Below are 18,258 nucleotides of genomic sequence, written 5' to 3' on the forward strand. Positions count from 1 at the left end.
GTCTGGCCCCATTCAACCTAGTTGAATTCTAAGTAGTATTCGAAGAAGGGCAATACTTGTTGTGGAATACGGCCATCTTTTGTGTAAATATTGTTCACATGCGTCCCAATGTATTCTTCTGCGAAATGGTCAATGCCCAAATTTTCCAATTTGAGGCTGAACATCTTACATTGCTGGGTGAACCGTTCCCCCGCATTCCGACCCCAATCCATTTTGATGGCCTTTAAACGTTTCAGGTTGTCGATATAGTTTTCAAGGTTGTAAAAAGGCATGTTGTCATGCCACTTCTTAAGCGTTTCTTGATGGATGACCAATTCCCCATTCTGGTAACCAAATGGAAAATCACAATAAAAAGGAGGGTTATCTGGATTGGGTGACCAGGAGCGTGCAAAGGCCATCATTACTTTGCCGAAGTATGTTTTTCCCAACGCTTCCAAAGTGGATGCTTCCGATATTTCCCTAAACGTATCACTATTGGGACCATATTCCCTAACAATGGCCAGGGCCCCTGGACTGATGGCATACACCGTATTGAAGACATCTGGATGTTTCATGGCAATGTTCAGGGCACCATACCCCCCCATGCTGTGTCCCGTTATTCCCCGGGCTTCCTTTTTGGCGATGGTCCTATAATTCTTGTCCATGTAGGTCACCAAATCCTGTACGGTAAAGTCCTCCCAATTTCCAAACACTCCCGAATTGGAATAGAAACTACCCTCATAAGTTGTCCTTTGATTGGGAATCACCAAAATAAAAGGTCGGATCCGTTTGGTCGCAATGGCAAAATCCAAAATCTCCTTCATGGGCTCCAGCATGGTATGGTCACCATAAAATCCATGTAAAAAATAGATCACTGGATATGTTTTGGTCCCGTCCCCATAATCCGGTGGCAGGTACACCCCTACTTTACGCGTTGGGTTCTCCCCAAAATCATTGACCAAATTCGCCGAGTAAATGGAATCGACCACTATAGTTCCCCCAACTGTTTGTGCATGGGTCAACTGAAGGGCAAAGAGAATAAAAGCTATATTCAAAAAAGTCTTCATCGATCTGGTTTTTAATTGTTCGTATCACCTATGGGCATTTCCAACAAAATCGAGGATAATGTCTTGCCGTGTCTGTCCAATCGCAGTGAGCGGGTAACCCCTCCCCGCAAGGCTTTTTGCATAACAAAGTTCATCGCTCCCAAAGTTGGGACCTCATATCGTCTTATTTCACCTTGGACGGTTTCCCCAAGAAACTTTTTCACTTTTGTGACGGTTACCTGCTCTTGCAGTATGGAATAATTCTTTTCATCAAAGGCAATGACAGAGATATTTATGATATCCCCTTTATCGCCTGTACGTGAATGCGCTATCTCCTTTAGTTTCATATATCAACTTTCAAAATATTCAATGTTTTCGGTCACCTTGTTCCTATCGATCAAAATAGATTGAATGGCTATGATTTCCTCGACCAATTTAGAGACACCTCCTCCTGCCGCTGGGCCATTGGTATATAGAGTTTCCACCTCATTTACCAATTGGATGGCCTCTTCCCTTGTCTTTGTCTTGGCAGCTACACGCAATCGCACCTCTTGAGGCTCTATGTTGGGAATATCCTCCTTAAAAAGACTGTTGACCCCAATCATATCAAATAAAACATCCGCTGTATCCAAATTCGTGTCCCTAAGCCGTTGCTTCATGATTTGGATAGCCAAGTTGGCCCGTTCAATGGCATAACTCCCCCCGTAGCTTATCTGGGCATCTGCCCTATAGCCATCACGATAGCCAATGGATGCCTTTAATTTTCCCGTCAGAGGTTTTCCAGTGGCACCCGAAACTTGAATCTTATCTTTTTCCAATTCCTGAAATGTAACCCCAGAAAAGTCTGCGACCACATCCGGCGTCAGATATTCGGAAGGATCATGGACCTCGTACAACAACTGTTCCTTGCAGGTTCCTGTGGTCACCATTCCCCCAGAATCTTTTAACTTGCCTATGTAAAAAGAACCCTCTTCCATAATTTCTGCAAAGGGAAAACCTAGATTTCCTAAATCCGGCACTTGTTTTTTTACCCCATCGGCAAAATAGCCCCCGCATACCTGTCCTGCACATTCCATTAAATGGCCCAGGGCCGTACCCTTGCCCAATAGGGGATAATTGTCCAAGGACCATCCAAATTCGTATATGATAGGTGCCAAGAAGAGAGCTGGATCGGCAACCCTACCAGTGAGGATGACATCCGCCCCACCCTTTAAGGCCGATAAAATTCCCGTTACGCCCAAATAGGCATTTGCAGAAATGATTTCGTCCATTACAGTTGAAATAGCATCGCCGCTCTCCAAAAAGGTATGTGAACCGTAATCAAGCAAGGATATCACATCATCACCGGATACGGCCGCTATCTTAATTTTTTCCAGTCCCAGTTCTTTGGCCAAGGTGGCGGTTCTCTTCGCTGCTGCTGTTGGATTGGCAGCTCCCATATTGCTGATCAGCTTCACTTTCTTCCCTGCGCAGATCGGCAGGCAGGCCCTCATCCTATTTTCCAACAATGGATCATAGCCAAGGTCTGGGTTTTGTAATTTTTGTAATTGTGCCAATGCTATGGTGCGCTCTGCCAAACATTCAAAGACGATATAATCCAAATTCCCCTTTTCTATCAAATCCACAGCGGGTTCGATCCGGTCTCCCGAATACCCTGCCCCCGATCCTATACGAATGGTTTTTTTTGGCATGATCAATTTTATATGGGGATAGTCCCTATTAGAATGGATACGATGGTCATAACGATGGTCACGCTAAAAGCATATTTGAAAGTGAACCGTTGGTGTTCCGCCAAATCCACCTTTGCCAAACCAATGAGCAAGAATGTAGTGGCCGTCAATGGACTCAAGGGAAACCCAGTGGTCATTTGCCCTAAAATAGCGGCCTGCCCCACCTTAATGGGTTCCACATTGAACTGACCAGCAACTTCCGACAGTACCGGTAGAAATCCAAAATAGAAGGAATCTGGATCAAAAACAAAGCTCAAGGGCATGCTGGTCAACGCCATTAAAACGGGTATTTGCTCCCCGGCCCCTGCAGGAATGACATTGGCCATGGCAGTGGCCATTTCAGCAATCATACCAGATTCGGTCATGATACCCATAAAGACACCGGCCGCCAATAGTATACTTGCCATCAATAGTGAGGCCTTTGCATGCGAATCTATTCGAGAGGCTTGCTCTTTTAGGTCCGGATAATTCACCATTAAGGCTATAATGGTCCCCAACATAAATGGTAGTGCCGGGGGAACAATGCCCATGATCAGAAATACGATCACCGCAATGGTCAACACGATATTGAACCAGAACAATCTTGGTCTTCTTAGGCGCATTTCCTCTTTGGAAACTGTACGTTGATAGCTCTTGCCCTTGACATGCATGGAATCCAACCGAAGCCTTTTGGCCTCCTTGGACCCCAAATACCACGCAATGGCCAAAACGAACAATATTCCGAATAGTTGGGGTATTATAACAGGGGTATACAATTCCGTTATATCAACCTGTAATGCCGTAGCTGCCCTAATGGTTGGACCTCCCCATGGGACCAAGTTCATGGTCCCGGCCCCAAGGGCAACAACACATGCCAAAACCCTATTATCCATCTTCAGCTCCTCAAAAAGGGGCAACATGGCTGGGATGGCAACCAAAAAAGTGACCGCTCCAGAACCGTCCAAGTGAACAATCATCGACAATACGGCAGTACCTATGGTAATTTTAACTGGATTGCGCCCCACCAACCTAAGGATGGTATTGATGATCGGGTCGAACATCCCGGCATCCGTCAAAACGCCAAAAAACAGGATAGCGAAGACGAACATGGCGACCACCGGGGCAATATTCTTGATTCCCTGTAAGGCAAAATCAGCGGTATCCAAACCAAACCCAGCAACCATTGAGCCGATGAGGGGCACAAGGATCAAAGCGGAGAGGGCACTGACCTTTTTGGAGAGAATCAGTGCCAGCAATACTGCCGTTATCGCTATTCCAGCAAAGAGAATCAATTCTTATAGACTTTGTCTAAAAAATTATAGCGTGCATCATTTGATGCCTTGATCAACTTACTCTCCGTATCGATGATCATCACCGGGGGGTTGCTTTCGTTTGCTTTGGCTGCATCCCAAATGGGAAGTTCGCCTCCGTTGGGGTCTCCAGTTTTAATGAAGTTCGCAAAAAATTGCTGCATGGTCCCGGAAGCTTTATAATCCTCGGCAGTCCATGCATAATCGTCCACGAGATGCAAATTGCCCATGGCATATTCAATTTCTGCGGCATGCGGTGCTCCAATCGGTTTGGGCATTTGAGGGGCATTGGAATCTTTTTGCACCGTTCCCCCGGCCAATCCCGAAACGAGGTTTTGGTCCCGCAATGGGGGGCGTACTTTGCTGTACAAATAGCGATATACCGGTTGATTTGAGTTTTTACGGTGCAGATCGAACCATTTCCAGGTACTGTAGGCAATGAAGCTATCGGAGGCCAAATCGGTCGCCGCCCATTGGACCTCTGTGGGCGTATCATGGGGATAGAGATCCAATACTTCCTGATGATCATTTGGATAGTTTTGTTTTACCTTTTCAACAAAAGTCTCCTTTGTGATCGGACCTTGCGTAAATGCCATGCCAGGTATTTCGGCCGAATTCCAGCCTACCAATAGAGGTACCTGGGCCTGTTGCTGTGAAGCAAAAATTTCGGGCAATGGCTTAGGGAGCAGATAGCCATCAATGACCATGGGAAACCCGAACCGTTTGGAATCATTGTACTTTTCATAGATTTCCCGCGTACTGAGTTTCCTTAGTGCGGCAATATTGGCCACGCCTGCATTTTCAAGAAATTGGATTCCCTGCTTTTCGGCCTCCGCCAATGAAACAGGAGCCATGGTTGGTGAAATCGCAGCACCGCTCTCCCCTATCGCACCTGCGATCAGTCCTTTGGACAAGGGGGAGGCCATCTGGACGCTCACTCCGATAGAACCAGCGGATTCTCCCGCTATGGTCACTTTTTTGGGGTCTCCACCAAAAGCGGATATGTTGTCCTGTACCCATTGTAGCGCCATGTTTTGATCCAATTGACCATAATTTCCAGACGCTTTGTACGGTGCCTCTGCGGTCAACTCTGGATGTGCCAAGTTTCCAAATATGTTCAGGCGATAGTTAGTGGTCACCACCACAATGCCTTTTTTGGCCATACTCTCACCATCGTAACGGTATTCCGAGGCATCTCCTGCCACATTGCCTCCACCATAGAAATATACCAATACTGGGAGGTCCTTATCATTTTGTTTGGCCGGCGTCCATACATTAAGGTAAAGACAGTCTTCGCTCAACCCATTGGATCGGGATTTCATATCCCCGAATACCATGGCCTGTACCGGACGCGGACCAAATTCTTTGGTTTCCTTGATCCCTTCCCAGGCGTCCAAGGGCTGGGGAGCCTTCCATCGCAATTCACCCACCGGGGGCTTTGCAAAGGGAACCCCAAAATATTTTTGGATGCCCGTATGGGTATCGTAAAGCCCCTCTATAGTTCCTTTCTTCAGTTCTACTTGTACCGGAAAAGCATTGATAGTCTGTGCAGAAACGGTAATGCAAAACCCGTGTAGTATCAATAAGATTGCAGCTAATTTTTTCATGTGCGTTTATTAGTTCGTTATTGTAACAAGTTGTTACAATAATACTTTGTTTTTTCGACTTTGTATGCTTTATTTACAAAAAACTACAATTTGGACAGCGAAAAGCATTTAACTAGCCTCAACAAAGAGGACTATCTTCCCCATATCGCGTTTGATTCTGTCATCTTCGGTTTCAATGGAAAGGATTTAAAGATATTAGTATTGGAGTATCAAAATACCGGCCTATTTGCATTGCCTGGGGGATTTCTGGGACGAAACGAAAGTTTGGAAGAAGCGGTGGCCAATGGGGTAAAACAGCGAACTGGAATCAACAACCTGTACCTAGAACAGTTTCACACCTTTAGTAATCCCGGTCGGGCCAACCCTGAGGCAATGAAACAAATACTGGAAATGAATGGAATGAACATCAAGGCCCATGATTGGTTATTGGACCGATTTATATCCGTTGCCTATTATGCCCTTATCAATTTTGAAGAAGTGAATCCGGTCCCAGATGCCCTGGCAGACAGCATTGATTGGTATTCCCTAAACAAACTTCCCCCATTAATGATGGACCATGAGGAAATTGTTCAAAAAGCACTCGACACCCTGCGTGACAATTTGGACAGAAAATTGCTTGGCATGAACTTGTTGCCCGAAAAATTCACCATGAAGGAATTGCAAAACTTCTATGAGGGTATTTACGGAGAACCGTTAAAGCGCACTGCATTTCAAAGAAGAATGTTGGCCACGAACACCTTGGAGCGCCATGAAAAAAGATATAACGGGGGTGCACATAAGGCCCCTTACCTTTACAGTTTTAAGGCGCCATTGAAAAAGAAATAAGCTAGGCCAAAAGTTGATTGCCATCAAGAGCATGGTTTTAATTGATGTTAGATAGAGATATAAAAAACTGAAAATCATGACATTAACAGTGATTTGGTTTTGCTTGAAAAGGTTAAGTCGGAGTGAATGGATCATCGACAAAATCTTATTTGTTTGAAACCACTGCTATCTTGAAGATAATTCCATTATGGACACGAAAAGCAAAAAACAACTTTTGAACACAAATCTTATGTGTTTAAACTTCGATAAAAACAGTAATAATCTATTCTCTATTTAAAATTATTTCTCAATCCATAGACCTGTCCATAGTCTAACCCTAATTCAAAACTATGGTTGATGATTGCCTTGCCGCCAAAAGCCAACCCCTATCGCTGGATATCCAAATATTCGTGAATCTCCTTGGTATCCATTGATTTTCATCTGTGGTCATACTCGGTGGTTGCTGCAACTCCTTTCCCATAACCACGGTAACATTGGCATTAAAGGTTATTCTCTCGATGATTCGTTTTACCTTGGGAAATTTATGTCCATTTTCCATTAGTGCGACTATCTCCTTGGAGTCAATATTTTTCCTTTGGTATTGTTCACAACATAATCAGGAGACCAAATATCCAACAATGCGGCTGTATCCCCTTCGTCCAGCAATTTCGTCCACTGTTTTTCCAATTTTCGAATTTCCATTTCATCCTTCGACTGCCCGTAGGTAAGGCATACCATCAACAGTAACAGTGTAAGGGAACTTATCTTTTTCATTGTCATAAGGTTAAATCCATATTTTGCATAAGCAACACCAATTATCTTTAAAAGATAAATTATTTCTTGAAAGAATCTGATATAAAGGTCATAAAGTCGGGCAATATTCCACGCCAATAGGTCCAATCATGGGCACCATTTTGAATTCTGAACTCATGCTCCAGACCCTTGGCCTTCAGCACGGTATGCAACATTACATTGTTGGACGACAAATGATCATCATCACCACAGCTTATGTACCATTTTATGTTTTGTTCCGCATCCTTAGGTTGGTTTTCAAAAAATGATATCACATCATAAGGTTTGTACCAATCCATCAATATCTTTTCACTGACATTCGGATACCTTCCTTTCAGGTATTGGGAATCATATTTTCTTACCGCTCCGCTCAAAGCGCAGGCCACCGAGAATTCTTCCGGTTGGTGAACGGCATATTGGATCACGGCCACACCCCCCAAGGAAGCCCCGGCAATGGCCTTGCTATCCCTATCTTTACGGCATCGATAGTTTTGTTCGATATGTGGAATGAATTCCTTGAAAAAGAAATCCTCAAAATCAAAATCGCCTTCGGGATCATTAAAATAACTGATTCTCTTTGCTCCATAGTTGGCATCCGGTGTCACCACTATCATTGGCACTATATCTCCATTTGCGATGGCATTGTCCAAGTAATGCTTCAATTCCCCATAATAGAGCCAAGACCGATGATCTGGAACCGTGTTTCGAGGTCCAGCGGGATGCAACAGATATAGAACCGGATAGGTCCTATCGGAAGTATCATAACCCTGTGGCAAATAAATGGAATAGTGTCGTTCTTTCTTTAGAATGGAGCTTTCAAGAGTCTTGGCTTCATAAACCTTTCCTTGATTTTGGGCATTTACAGACAAAGTATTCCATAAAATGACCCCTAGAACAATAAAATATCTCATATTAAATGGTATAAGTTGACTATTTGTTGGTCGATAAGTGTGCGTGCTTTAAATTGATAAATCCAGATTAGCATCCAGATACATTCAATCTGCAATCCTATTGTTCTTGTCAAAAGACATAAAGAAATTGATCCAAATGTTTCTTGAAATCCTTAAAATCACGGGTAATGCCAAGATCATTACTACCACAATTGCACAATAGGTCGTAATTAAGCTTAAATCAAAAATAAGAAATCCGAACACAAATGTTGCAATGGCAAAAACTAGGCCCACAGGATAGCTTACATACATAGCACCGTAAAAAAAGGAAGGTTCTATCTTATACTTCGTTTTACAGTGGCTGCATCTTTCTTTCATTTTCAATGTACTGTGCAATCTATAAGGATTTGGTTCCTCATACATACTTTCATTTTGACAAACAGGACATTTACCAGTAAAAACACTATAGACCTTTGTACCCTCAAAAATTTCCATAATCAGTTTTTAAAAATGGTAACCTTTTTAATTTAAATAACAAAGGTAAAAACGAAAACATTTTTAGTCTTATACAATACTCTCCATTATTTGTACATTTAGGACATTTACATGCAATAAATCCATGATTCCAATTTTAAACATATCGGAGTTTGAAAAAAAGATACGCTCAAATGAGGTATACAGCAATGAACTGGGAAAGCACCTGATGAACAACAGCGATATAGTCCGTACGGCCCATAAACATGATTTTTTCTTATGCGTCCTTTTTACCAAGGGAAGAGGTACGCATGAAATTGATTTCAACAATTATGACCTTGGCCCAGGGAGTGTGTTTTTCTTAAAACCCGGCCAAACCCATTTATGGAAATTTGACAGCGAGCCAGAGGGTTTCATATTTTTCCACACAAGGGATTTCTTTGAAATTGGCTTTTCGGATACCAAACTTGAACAATTTCCTTTTTACTTTTCCAACGAAAATCCACCAAACCTTCACATAAATTATGATAATCTTGAACAACTCAAGATACGGTTTGCCGAATTGAATTCCGAATACTATAGGAACCTACCCTTTAAAGAACAAAAGTTACAGAGCTTAATAAGACTAATCTATATTGACCTGACCCGCTTATATTCCTCATTTGAATCGCACAATATTATAGCTTCAACAACCTATCTCAATACACTAAGAAACTTGGAAACCTTGATCCAAAAAAATTATCGCAAGGAAAAAACGGTGCGGTATTATGCGGAAAGACTTAACATCACTACAAAGCATTTGAACAGAATCACCATGGCCTCCATTGGCAAGTCGCCCTCAGAACTAATCCAAGAACGTTTATTATTGGAAGCCAAACGACTCTTGGTACATTCAGAAAATTCTTTAGTAAATATCTCTGATTTTCTGGGCTTTAAGGATTATGCCCATTTCTCTAAAGTTTTTAAAGTCAAAGCAGGATCCACACCAACAGATTTTAGAAAGAAATACAAAAGTTCAGTTACATGACTGGAAGAAAGCGTTACTTACAACATTCTAACAATCAATATTTTAAACCACTCTAAAAAACTGATTAACCGAACTCTAAACTGTCCATAAAACAGCACATTCAGTGGCAAAACTTATTGATTTTTTTTACAAGGTAAGAATAAGAATAATTAGCCTAGTTCGACCAATTACCGAATAGAATCAATTTTGACCAATAAAATATCATTTACAAGTTTAGTCCTTCAGGAATCTCCATAGCTGTTTCAATTTCCTTTGCCAACTCCTCTACGATTTTTATCCCTTCCAGCTTCCCCGAAGGGAATGAGAATATTCCATTATCATTCACCACGGCCAAATACATCTGCCTATTCTGGAATGATAAGTAGATGGGACGGGCAAATTTTTCCTTCAGTGCCACTATCCTTTCCATAAGGGAGGAAGACAGGACATAACGGGCTTCCACTTGATCTGTACCGTACACTACAAAGCTTTCGGTAAACCGTGGGTCTTCCAAATATATTCTATGCTCTTGCTTAAAGTTAAAGCCTGTAATCCTATCCAATTTCATCATTTGATCATTTGGCAAAACCACGGTGTGACCATCCAGTTTCCCCTTAAACTGTAGCCAACAAAACATTCCACGAAATGTGAAATATTGATTATCGGCCAAGGTATTTGAAGTCATATTCTTCAACACATATCGATATGATACAACAAGCATGTTCAAAACCGGAATGCGCAATAAACCCTCTGTCACTTTATTGGATATATGCTGTTCCACAATTCCTATATCCGCTATATTAACATAGGTATCGTTCACCTTTCCCCTAATTTGCCCGTAACTGTACATTGGTGTTTCTTTTTTGACCCAAGCAAAGAATTTACTATAGGCGACCTCTTTTATGGGCGCAGCAGTACCTTGGCTAAATTCCACCTGTGGGAACAACGTCTTTATCATTTTGCCCATGGTCTCCTTTTCCTTCCGTTTAAACTTTTGAAATGCTTTGACAAAAAGAAAAGTGGTCGGGTATAGCAAAACCAACAATCCCACAATTGGGTAAACGTTCGCATATGGGTTGTCTTGGGTGGGCAGAATCGGTTTTAAAACGGATTGCATCCCAAGCTTCAGGGATGGAGAATAATTGCTCACCAACAGGAGTGTCATAAACACTAGGTACAAACCCATAATGCCCCACATTATTCTTTGAAAAAATAGCGTACGTTTTCTCTTCTTATAAATCTCGTTTAGCGCCCCACTAGTTTCGTTATAGGCTTTTTGTATGATGTGCTGCATGGTCTTATCTTGGCCAATCAATGGTGTTCCAAGGACTGTTTGGATTTTCCAGAACCTGTTTGTAGATGTGGTATATCTCTTCTTTATAGGGATTATACTCAGCTTTCATATCCAATGAAAAACCGATTACAAAGCTTTTCCCGAATTCTTCCCAAGATGAAAAATTCTGCTGTGCCAGTCCACTTGCAAAATTGATGACCTTCCATGCGTCCTTTTCGGAAATGAGGCCTGCGGTATAGGCCTTTCTGGCCTGCCCCACCAACACCGCCGCATCATAACCCGCTACGCCGAGTTCCAATTCGGAGTCGAACAGTAAGATGCCTTTTTGCTTCAACGTATCCAAAACTACACCTGTACTCAAAAATTCAAAAAAACGGTCAGCACGTTCATTATGGCCAAATTTTTCATCCATCAGGCTTTCCCACTGCTCCTTAGGTGCGTTTTGAATCATATTATAGATGAAATCAAAATACCAACGACGCCCATCTTTCATAAAATACTCTGTAAGTCCCCAATAGCCTTCTGGAGTATCGATCCACCAACCTTCGAGGTACGGTTTTACATCATTCGCATTTAGGAATGATAAGGTATTACAATCTGCCTCCCACCATTCCGAAATTGGTGTGTACAGGGCAATGGCAAAGCGTTGTTCTTCATTCAGGTTGCTGTTGGAAGACTTTTTGAATTTTGCTTCCTTCAAATCTGGTGCATCATATTCCTTCTTTCCAATTTTAAAATAGCGATAGCCATATGAAGCAATCGCCACAATCAGTATCAGATAGCTGTACCAAGGTAAGTTCTCGAACATTTGCATGGTTTACGGGTTTAATAATTGGTCAATGTGTATTGCTTTCTGTTCCTCTTTGGGTATTTCCAGCAATACCGCAGCTTTGTCCTTTCGCATTTGCGCCACAAGGTTTACCGGAAATACCTGAATTTTGGTGTTGTAAACCGTAACCGCCGCGTTATAGGCCCTGCGCGCCGCGGAAATATGGTCCTCTATATCGGTCAGTTTATACTGCAGGTCAAGGAACTGGGTATCTGCCTTAAGATTCGGGTAGTTTTCCAGATTTAGGTGAATGCCACCCAAAATCTTTGTCAATTCGTTGGAAACCTGAATTTTTTCTTCCGGTTCTGTGGCCGTGCCCACTTGACCGCGAAGCTGGGTCACTTTGACCAGTACTTCCTTTTCGTGGGCCATGTATTTATTGAGCATGGCCACAAGGTTGGGAATTAAATCAAATCGCTTTTTTAGATAAATCTCAATACTTCCAAAGGCTTGCGCAACTTGGTTCTTCCTTGCAATGATCTGGTTATTGGCAACAATGGCAATCACGCCGATAAGTGCCGCAACGGAAATGATAATTATAGCTGTCATACTTAAGTTTTATTCGGTTTTGTATTCCTCCCCATTGAATTTCAAGACTATGGTTTCGGTTGAAGTTGTTTCTGTGGCAACGCATTCCCCATTCTCATTCTCTTCATTTTTGGTTTTGGTGATCTTACTTTTCGCCAAAATATCAAACCAGCCATTAGTCCGCTCTTCGGACAAAATGAGGGTCCCCCCGGTACGCATAAATTCTCCCTGACAATTGGTATCCCATTCGCCACCATAATCGATAACACTATAATTGGTCAGGACTTTTTGTAGGCTACCCCCGGATTTCACAAAAAGCGATAGGGTCTCATTCTCATATGGATTTGCCCTTGACATCCCGTAATAGTGCACCCGTATGCCAAAAGCCATTTTCTCTTCGGAAAGTTGGTAAGGTGCTGTATCAATTTTTATTTCTTTAAGTACCACAGCATCAGAAACCCATTGGTTCGTTTTGACACTTTCAAAGAAACGGTGTGTAATATTTCCTGTTTGATTATCGACAATGGCGATATGAGTGTTGAGTTCAAAAAAGTGCTCCCCTTCATCTACGATCTCTGGAATCACCACAATTTCACTGCCCGGATATTGGTTCCAGGTCTTGGAGACAATCAAATCCGTTTTAACCTCCAAAGGATGAAGACCGAGCGTTTTCAAAACGGATAAAACCATGGTATAGTCCGTAAGAGTTTCACTTAGGGACCTGGAATCCAATGCTTCAATTTTCCCATTGTCCTTAATGCTGAATTCCTCTTGTTCAATCTCCTTTTTTTCTGTCCAAAAAATACGGTTCATTGTGATTTTGTTCCCACTGATCCTTGACTCGATTCTGGACATACCTTCGGCTACTTCGTCGTAAGCAATTAATTGATGGTCGATGATGTTACCCTCCAAATCATAGTTGATCAATGTGGATTCCATCTCAAAATCTCCTTTTCTAAAGGTCACCACCACCGTATGAAAGTCGGGGGACAATGCCACTTTGTACGAGTCCATTGCCCGATATCTGGAGGCCTCAGCGTAAAAATCAGGATATATCTTTTCGATGCTTAACGCTCTGGTATCGACCTTTTTGATATCCTCTTCCTCAATAAAACGGTCAAAATTTGTAGTATCGATATGGGGTAATTCCTTGGTTTTGGTAAGGGCAATTACCTCAACAAAGCTTAGCGTGGTTTCCTGATTGTTAATCATGGATTCCAAATGTGTGGCCTTTTTATCCTGCTCATTTTCAATAACCTCCGGTCTTTTTTCCTCTTTTGTCCTTTGATTACAGGACATCAATAAGATGATCACGACAGCATACGTTAATTTCATTGCGTTTATATTAGGTTAAAGGTTTTTTCCAACAGATAATGCAAAATGGCCACAACAGCCAGGATAAGTAACAAGGTCAGCATCCGCACCATCATTTTGCGCTTGCCGAAAATCTGTTTCTTATTTATGAGAAAGACATCGAACAGTATAAACAACACCGCTACAATACTCCCAATGGTAAGTCCAACACGGACGAGGCCGAAGAGGTACAGTTTACCAAAGAAAAAATCCCAAAGGTTGTTTGCTTCCGGCAATGGCCCCAAAACAAGGTACATATAGCCAATGCCCATAATTAGAGCAACTATTGTCCACAAGGTATATTCCAAAACTATTTTGGTTCGCCACGGCCGTGATCTGATTTTTCCCATGCTCATTTCGCTTGGGGATCATTGGATTGGTCTGGGGTTATATCCTTCATTATCAAGGAGTTTGAAATCTCTCCATTGTCAAAAAAAATCAGTTCGCCACAATATTGTCCAGGGTCATTTTCACAAAGGTCTCCATGGAACTGTGCCAACCGATATGCGCTGTACATGGACAATTCTTCCACGACAAAACCACTGGGATCTTCCTCGTTTTCTAAAAAATAGGCCGTTCCTGCATCTGCAAATAGGTGGATACTCCAACTTCTGGTATACTCATAAAAGCGCAAGGAATAAGTAGATGGGGATACACTTTTGGTCGAATCATTTAAACCGCTGAACTTTTCTTTCATATGATCAATAACAAACTCTTTTATAGCAGTATCCAATTCGTTTTTGTTCTTGAACGGATTTTTTATCAGGTATAGATCAGGGTACACCTTGGACGGAACGAATTCCATTTTTTTAAAAAAAACGTGGTAGGAGCCCATAATCAAAAGTCCAAGGACACACAATGAAAGCGAGACGACGGTATGCCCTTTACTTTTGAACATAAACCGTAGTAGTTTGTAGCCGAGGAATACCAAGACAACCAATAACAAAATCAGTACGGCGATGATGATTATCTCCATTTGAAAGATATTGGTTGTACAATCCTGGCACAAAAGCTATTGGTCATTGTAATGGTTTTTGATCTCGGTCAAGATGGCATACAGCATCTTGTCGTTCTTTTCGATCGCCCTTCTTTTCCAAAAAGTATATTTCCAATATTGAGCATGCAGATTTCGCATGTCCGCTTTATAATAAATGTCTTCAAAAAAGGCCTCTTTATTGGTTTGACGGGCTATCTCTTCATAAGCGGACAGACACTCAACAAGCTTTTTTTCAAAGATTTTCTGATAGAGACTTTTGGGAATACTTCCGAAAAGATTGTCCTTGTATCTATCAAATGCCCTTTGTAAACAGTCGGGGTTTCGATACCTGTTCAAAAAACCAAGTCTGAGCTTATCGGCCAGCGAGCTGCGTTCGGAAAACAGCTTTTCTAAAAAAGTATGGTCCAAAGCAAGATTCTCATAATCAATACTGGAGCCGATCACTGCCTTTATAAAACTATCTTCCCCAAAATCATCAACCACAGCGTCCAATACCTCATTTAAACACAAGGCATCCAATTTTCCTGTATGGTGAAATTTTTGCATACAAGGGTTGATAACAGCATATTCGGGTTTGGTGAGATCCATGTATTGATTGATGATGGTATTCCCATAGACCAATTCTTCCCTAGCAGATTCTTCCGCAATCATTTCGTTCTCAAGAATTACTTCGTTGAGATAATCGCCTTCTTGCTTCCTTTCGATCAACTTGAACGATTCCAAGGAGAAATAATAGGCCACGCCTACCAAGCCAAGACCGATGATCACCAAAATGACAATTGCGCTTTTCATTTCAATTTTTATAATGATTTTGAATTTCCTTTAAAATAGCATACACCTTGGAGGCGTTGTCTTCCGCAAAACGACGGTCCCAAAAACTGAAGGGCCATGAATATTCAAAGGAACTGGTATACTCCACTGATGGGAAATCCAGGAAAACGTCATCGGAAACATCGTACATCTTATAAAACTCTTCATAGTTTGATTTTGTGGTTATGCTATCATGTACTTCTATTAAATCGTCCACAACTTGTTTGCAGAGTTCGTCGTATTTGCTTTTGGAGAAAAAAGTATAGATATGGGATTTGTTGTGATTCCAGAGGTTACCGATATTTTCTGGCGATCGGTCAAACGATTTTATCTTTTGGCCTATGTATAATAGTTGGCTCATACGTTCAAAAAAGGCATAGTTTTCCGCATCGTTCAAATCACCGTAATCCGTCTCTTCCATATCCAGTGGTTCTAGATCAGCGGGCACAACATAGAATATCCCGTATTTTGACCTGTGAAACGCTTTGGTATTCTTTTCATATTCAAAGGTGATGTTAAACACAGTGTTCCAGTAGGTTTCCCCATATTCTTGGTTTTCCAGACCGGCCATTATTTCATCCCTTATGGTATTTTTATAGGAAACAGAGCCCATATAATTCATCCCCAAATCCAAAAGGAAGGCCTCGTACCCGTACAAAACATTTCGATATTCTTGAAAGGGCTTAAAATGGTCAAGCGAATTTTGGCTGGAACCATTCTCATTAGGTGCTTCAAGAATCCTCATTGCTTGAAGGGTATAGCGGTCCTTTCTTTTTTGATAGGCCGAATACTCTGAATAAGCAAAAAATGATGATGCCATAAGGAAAAGTACCGCCATTAAAAGCAATGTTACGGTAACCCATTTCCTTTTTGACAAAGTCAAAAGCCCCAATATCAGAGCGGTAAATATTGCGGATGCGGTAAGTATTATTTGGACCAGTGTCATTATGCTCTGTTTACCATACTATTGTACTCTCCATACTCTTCTTTTATTTACTAAGCAGAGTGATTCTAGAAGCAAATTCGGTTACAAACCACATAAGTCAACAAAACCTGTTTTGTGGTCGATTCCAAAGCACAAATACCTCCGACTATTTCAGCCGGAGGTGTTTGATTTACAATCAATTACCAAGGTCAAATTCTCTGATTGCCCTGACATGGAACGTAAGGTACTTTAGATCGCTGCCTTCAAACCCATTAAAACCTTTAAAAAGGGCAAAGCCAGGTTCAATATTGTCTTGAGTGGAGCTCCAATAGGTCGAATTGGTAAAAGCATTTCCTCCATTGGCGGTTATGGTCGCATTTACAATGCTTTTGTTTAGATACAATTCATTAAGCTCATCTGCACTTGGTAGAAACCAATCATCAAACCCATTTAGGGAAAGTTCTGCGGCGAGTTTTGCCGCAATTTGTACTTCGGGGCATGCGGATACTATCGCTTCGGTATTGATTTTACCAGTACCCAATGCGGTTCCTGTAGCACCATTTATAAAAACACTATCGCAACCCCACTGTGCTACCCCTTGGTCAGCAATTGAACTAACCAAACCATGGTCATTGTCTACAGGATCCACCCAGAAAATAACACCACCATGGTTAAAGTCACCAACCTCATTGATGTTTGTCAGGACAACAAATGCATTCGCCGATACTGAATATGTGCCATTATCCACAGAAATGGTCGCAAGCATATTGGGATTGGCCTCATAATCGAACAAGCTTTCATCAGCAACAGTCAGCTCACCTGTGTTTTGATCAATTGTAAAGGCGCCTGCAGGATTTTGAAACGTGATCGCATAGGTTAAACTACCATTACTTGTTGCCTGTACAGTACCCACAACATCTCCATTTGATGGGTTTTCATCGACGGTAAAGTTGGCTTGCTGAACCACGATTTCATCTACGTCGTTTAGATTGATGGTGGCGGTAGCAGTGTCCGTAAACACCCCATCATCGACAAGTATGGTTGCCGTGATTACCGGGTTGGTCTCATAATCGAACAAATTGGGGTCCAACACGGACAATGCTCCTGTGGTCGCATCTATACTTAATGCGCCTGCCGGGGTTTGGGAAGTAATGGAAAAACCAAAGGTGCCCCCACCACTAACTTGGATGGTCCCTACCACTTGCCCATCAGTTGGGTTTTCATCCAGGTCGGCGGTAAAATCTTGGGTACTCCATTCCATAACATCATTAAGATTGATGGTCACCGTAGCAGGGTTATCCGCATCATTTATGGAAATGGTCGCCGTAATGATCGGATTTGTTTCAAAATCGAACAATGAAGCATCTGCCACAGTCAATTCACCCGAATTTGCATCAATGCTCAAAGCTCCACTGGGAGATTGTGAGGATATACTAAAACCGGAAGCACTTCCACCCGCCTGAATAGCTCCAATAACTTGCCCATCTGCGGGGTTTTCGTCAATAGTGGCCTCAAAACTTTGGGCGGACACTTCACCTACATTGTTCAGGTTAACAGTAAGCGTTGCCGTATTTTCCGCATTGTTGGCTGTAACTGTTGCCGTAATGATCGGATTGGTCTCAAAGTCGAACAAGGATGCATCTGCAACGGTGATTTCACCTGAGCTGGCATCGATGTTCATAGCCCCGGAAGGACTTTGCGAAGTAATACTAAAATTCACCGCTGTACCACCAGTGGCCTCAATAGTACCCACCGTATAACCTTCGGCAGGGTTTTCATCCAAGGTAGTTTCCAAATTCTGGAGGTTAACTTCAATATTTGCATCATCACTGCTACAACCTAGGGCTGTTAACAATAGTGTCAAAATAAAAAAATAGCTTAGTCTGTTTTTGTTATTCATGATTT

At 42.0% G+C, this 18,258-nt stretch carries 19 protein-coding genes; 2 read left to right on the forward strand and 17 right to left on the reverse strand.

Annotated elements, in window-relative coordinates:
- Positions 1-17: 17 nt before the first annotated feature.
- From D2V93_RS01995 to D2V93_RS02015, 5 genes are read right to left on the reverse strand one after another with little or no spacing between them, the layout of a single operon-like run.
- Positions 18-1,046, reverse strand: coding sequence for an alpha/beta hydrolase (locus tag D2V93_RS01995; RefSeq protein WP_119618157.1), 1,029 nt, complete (start codon positions 1,044-1,046; stop codon positions 18-20).
- 11 nt (positions 1,047-1,057) lie between these two features.
- The gene (locus D2V93_RS02000; RefSeq protein WP_072882201.1) at positions 1,058-1,372 is read right to left on the reverse strand and encodes an AtuA-related protein; all 315 of its coding nucleotides are present in this window, start codon (positions 1,370-1,372) and stop codon (positions 1,058-1,060) included.
- Positions 1,373-1,375: 3 nt separating this feature from the next.
- Positions 1,376-2,716, reverse strand: a complete 1,341-nt coding sequence (locus D2V93_RS02005; protein ID WP_119618158.1) for an acyclic terpene utilization AtuA family protein — start codon at positions 2,714-2,716, stop codon at positions 1,376-1,378.
- Positions 2,717-2,724: 8 nt separating this feature from the next.
- Positions 2,725-4,026, reverse strand: coding sequence for a CitMHS family transporter (locus D2V93_RS02010; RefSeq protein ID WP_119618159.1), 1,302 nt, complete (start codon positions 4,024-4,026; stop codon positions 2,725-2,727).
- Positions 4,023-5,651 carry a carboxylesterase/lipase family protein gene (locus D2V93_RS02015; protein ID WP_119618160.1) on the reverse strand — a complete coding sequence of 543 codons (1,629 nt, stop codon included), beginning with the start codon at positions 5,649-5,651 and terminating at the stop codon, positions 4,023-4,025. The genes D2V93_RS02010 and D2V93_RS02015 overlap by 4 nt, the downstream gene beginning before the upstream one ends.
- A gap of 90 nt (positions 5,652-5,741) precedes the next feature.
- On the opposite strand from D2V93_RS02015, the gene D2V93_RS02020 reads away from it, so the two are divergent.
- A complete protein-coding gene (locus D2V93_RS02020; protein WP_119618224.1) occupies positions 5,742-6,476 on the forward strand; it encodes an NUDIX hydrolase in 735 nt (244 codons plus the stop codon).
- A gap of 546 nt (positions 6,477-7,022) precedes the next feature.
- On the opposite strand, the gene D2V93_RS02030 is transcribed toward D2V93_RS02020, so the two are convergent.
- From D2V93_RS02030 to D2V93_RS02040, 3 genes are all read right to left on the reverse strand, one after another.
- Positions 7,023-7,229 carry a nuclear transport factor 2 family protein gene (locus D2V93_RS02030; protein WP_147377335.1) on the reverse strand — a complete coding sequence of 69 codons (207 nt, stop codon included), beginning with the start codon at positions 7,227-7,229 and terminating at the stop codon, positions 7,023-7,025.
- Between the two features lie 59 nt (positions 7,230-7,288).
- The gene (locus tag D2V93_RS02035; RefSeq protein ID WP_119618163.1) at positions 7,289-8,158 is read right to left on the reverse strand and encodes an alpha/beta hydrolase; all 870 of its coding nucleotides are present in this window, start codon (positions 8,156-8,158) and stop codon (positions 7,289-7,291) included.
- Positions 8,159-8,242: 84 nt separating this feature from the next.
- The gene (locus D2V93_RS02040) at positions 8,243-8,632 is read right to left on the reverse strand and encodes a DUF983 domain-containing protein (RefSeq protein ID WP_119618164.1); all 390 of its coding nucleotides are present in this window, start codon (positions 8,630-8,632) and stop codon (positions 8,243-8,245) included.
- A 124-nt stretch (positions 8,633-8,756) separates the two neighbouring features.
- Between D2V93_RS02040 and D2V93_RS02045 the strand changes: the two genes are divergently transcribed.
- Positions 8,757-9,638: an AraC family transcriptional regulator gene (locus D2V93_RS02045; protein ID WP_119618165.1), complete on the forward strand. Its 882-nt coding sequence runs from the start codon at positions 8,757-8,759 to the stop codon at positions 9,636-9,638.
- Positions 9,639-9,843: 205 nt separating this feature from the next.
- Here D2V93_RS02045 and D2V93_RS02050 read toward each other — a convergent pair whose 3' ends face one another.
- From D2V93_RS02050 to D2V93_RS02090, 9 genes are all read right to left on the reverse strand, one after another.
- Positions 9,844-10,782 (reverse strand): DUF3137 domain-containing protein, encoded by a 939-nt coding sequence (locus tag D2V93_RS02050; protein WP_182849919.1) that lies wholly within the window; start codon positions 10,780-10,782, stop codon positions 9,844-9,846.
- 133 nt (positions 10,783-10,915) lie between these two features.
- Positions 10,916-11,719: a DUF1266 domain-containing protein gene (locus tag D2V93_RS02055; protein WP_182849920.1), complete on the reverse strand. Its 804-nt coding sequence runs from the start codon at positions 11,717-11,719 to the stop codon at positions 10,916-10,918.
- Between the two features lie 9 nt (positions 11,720-11,728).
- Entirely contained in the window at positions 11,729-12,289 is a 561-nt protein-coding gene (locus D2V93_RS02060) for a LemA family protein (RefSeq protein WP_119618168.1), read from the reverse strand.
- A 9-nt stretch (positions 12,290-12,298) separates the two neighbouring features.
- Positions 12,299-13,603: a PA3715 family protein gene (locus D2V93_RS02065; protein ID WP_147377336.1), complete on the reverse strand. Its 1,305-nt coding sequence runs from the start codon at positions 13,601-13,603 to the stop codon at positions 12,299-12,301.
- 5 nt (positions 13,604-13,608) lie between these two features.
- The gene (locus tag D2V93_RS02070) at positions 13,609-13,971 is read right to left on the reverse strand and encodes a hypothetical protein (protein ID WP_147377337.1); all 363 of its coding nucleotides are present in this window, start codon (positions 13,969-13,971) and stop codon (positions 13,609-13,611) included.
- Between the two features lie 2 nt (positions 13,972-13,973).
- Entirely contained in the window at positions 13,974-14,597 is a 624-nt protein-coding gene (locus D2V93_RS02075) for a hypothetical protein (protein WP_119618171.1), read from the reverse strand.
- 36 nt (positions 14,598-14,633) lie between these two features.
- Positions 14,634-15,410: a hypothetical protein gene (locus D2V93_RS02080; RefSeq protein WP_119618172.1), complete on the reverse strand. Its 777-nt coding sequence runs from the start codon at positions 15,408-15,410 to the stop codon at positions 14,634-14,636.
- 1 nt (position 15,411) lies between these two features.
- Complete coding sequence (locus D2V93_RS02085; RefSeq protein WP_119618173.1) at positions 15,412-16,266, reverse strand: hypothetical protein; 855 nt, start codon at positions 16,264-16,266, stop codon at positions 15,412-15,414.
- A gap of 283 nt (positions 16,267-16,549) precedes the next feature.
- Positions 16,550-18,253, reverse strand: a complete 1,704-nt coding sequence (locus tag D2V93_RS02090; protein ID WP_182849921.1) for a cadherin domain-containing protein — start codon at positions 18,251-18,253, stop codon at positions 16,550-16,552.
- Between the last annotated feature and the right edge of the window lie 5 nt (positions 18,254-18,258).

The organism is Flagellimonas taeanensis (assembly GCF_003584105.1).
In the GTDB taxonomy this organism is placed as follows: domain Bacteria; phylum Bacteroidota; class Bacteroidia; order Flavobacteriales; family Flavobacteriaceae; genus Flagellimonas; species Flagellimonas taeanensis.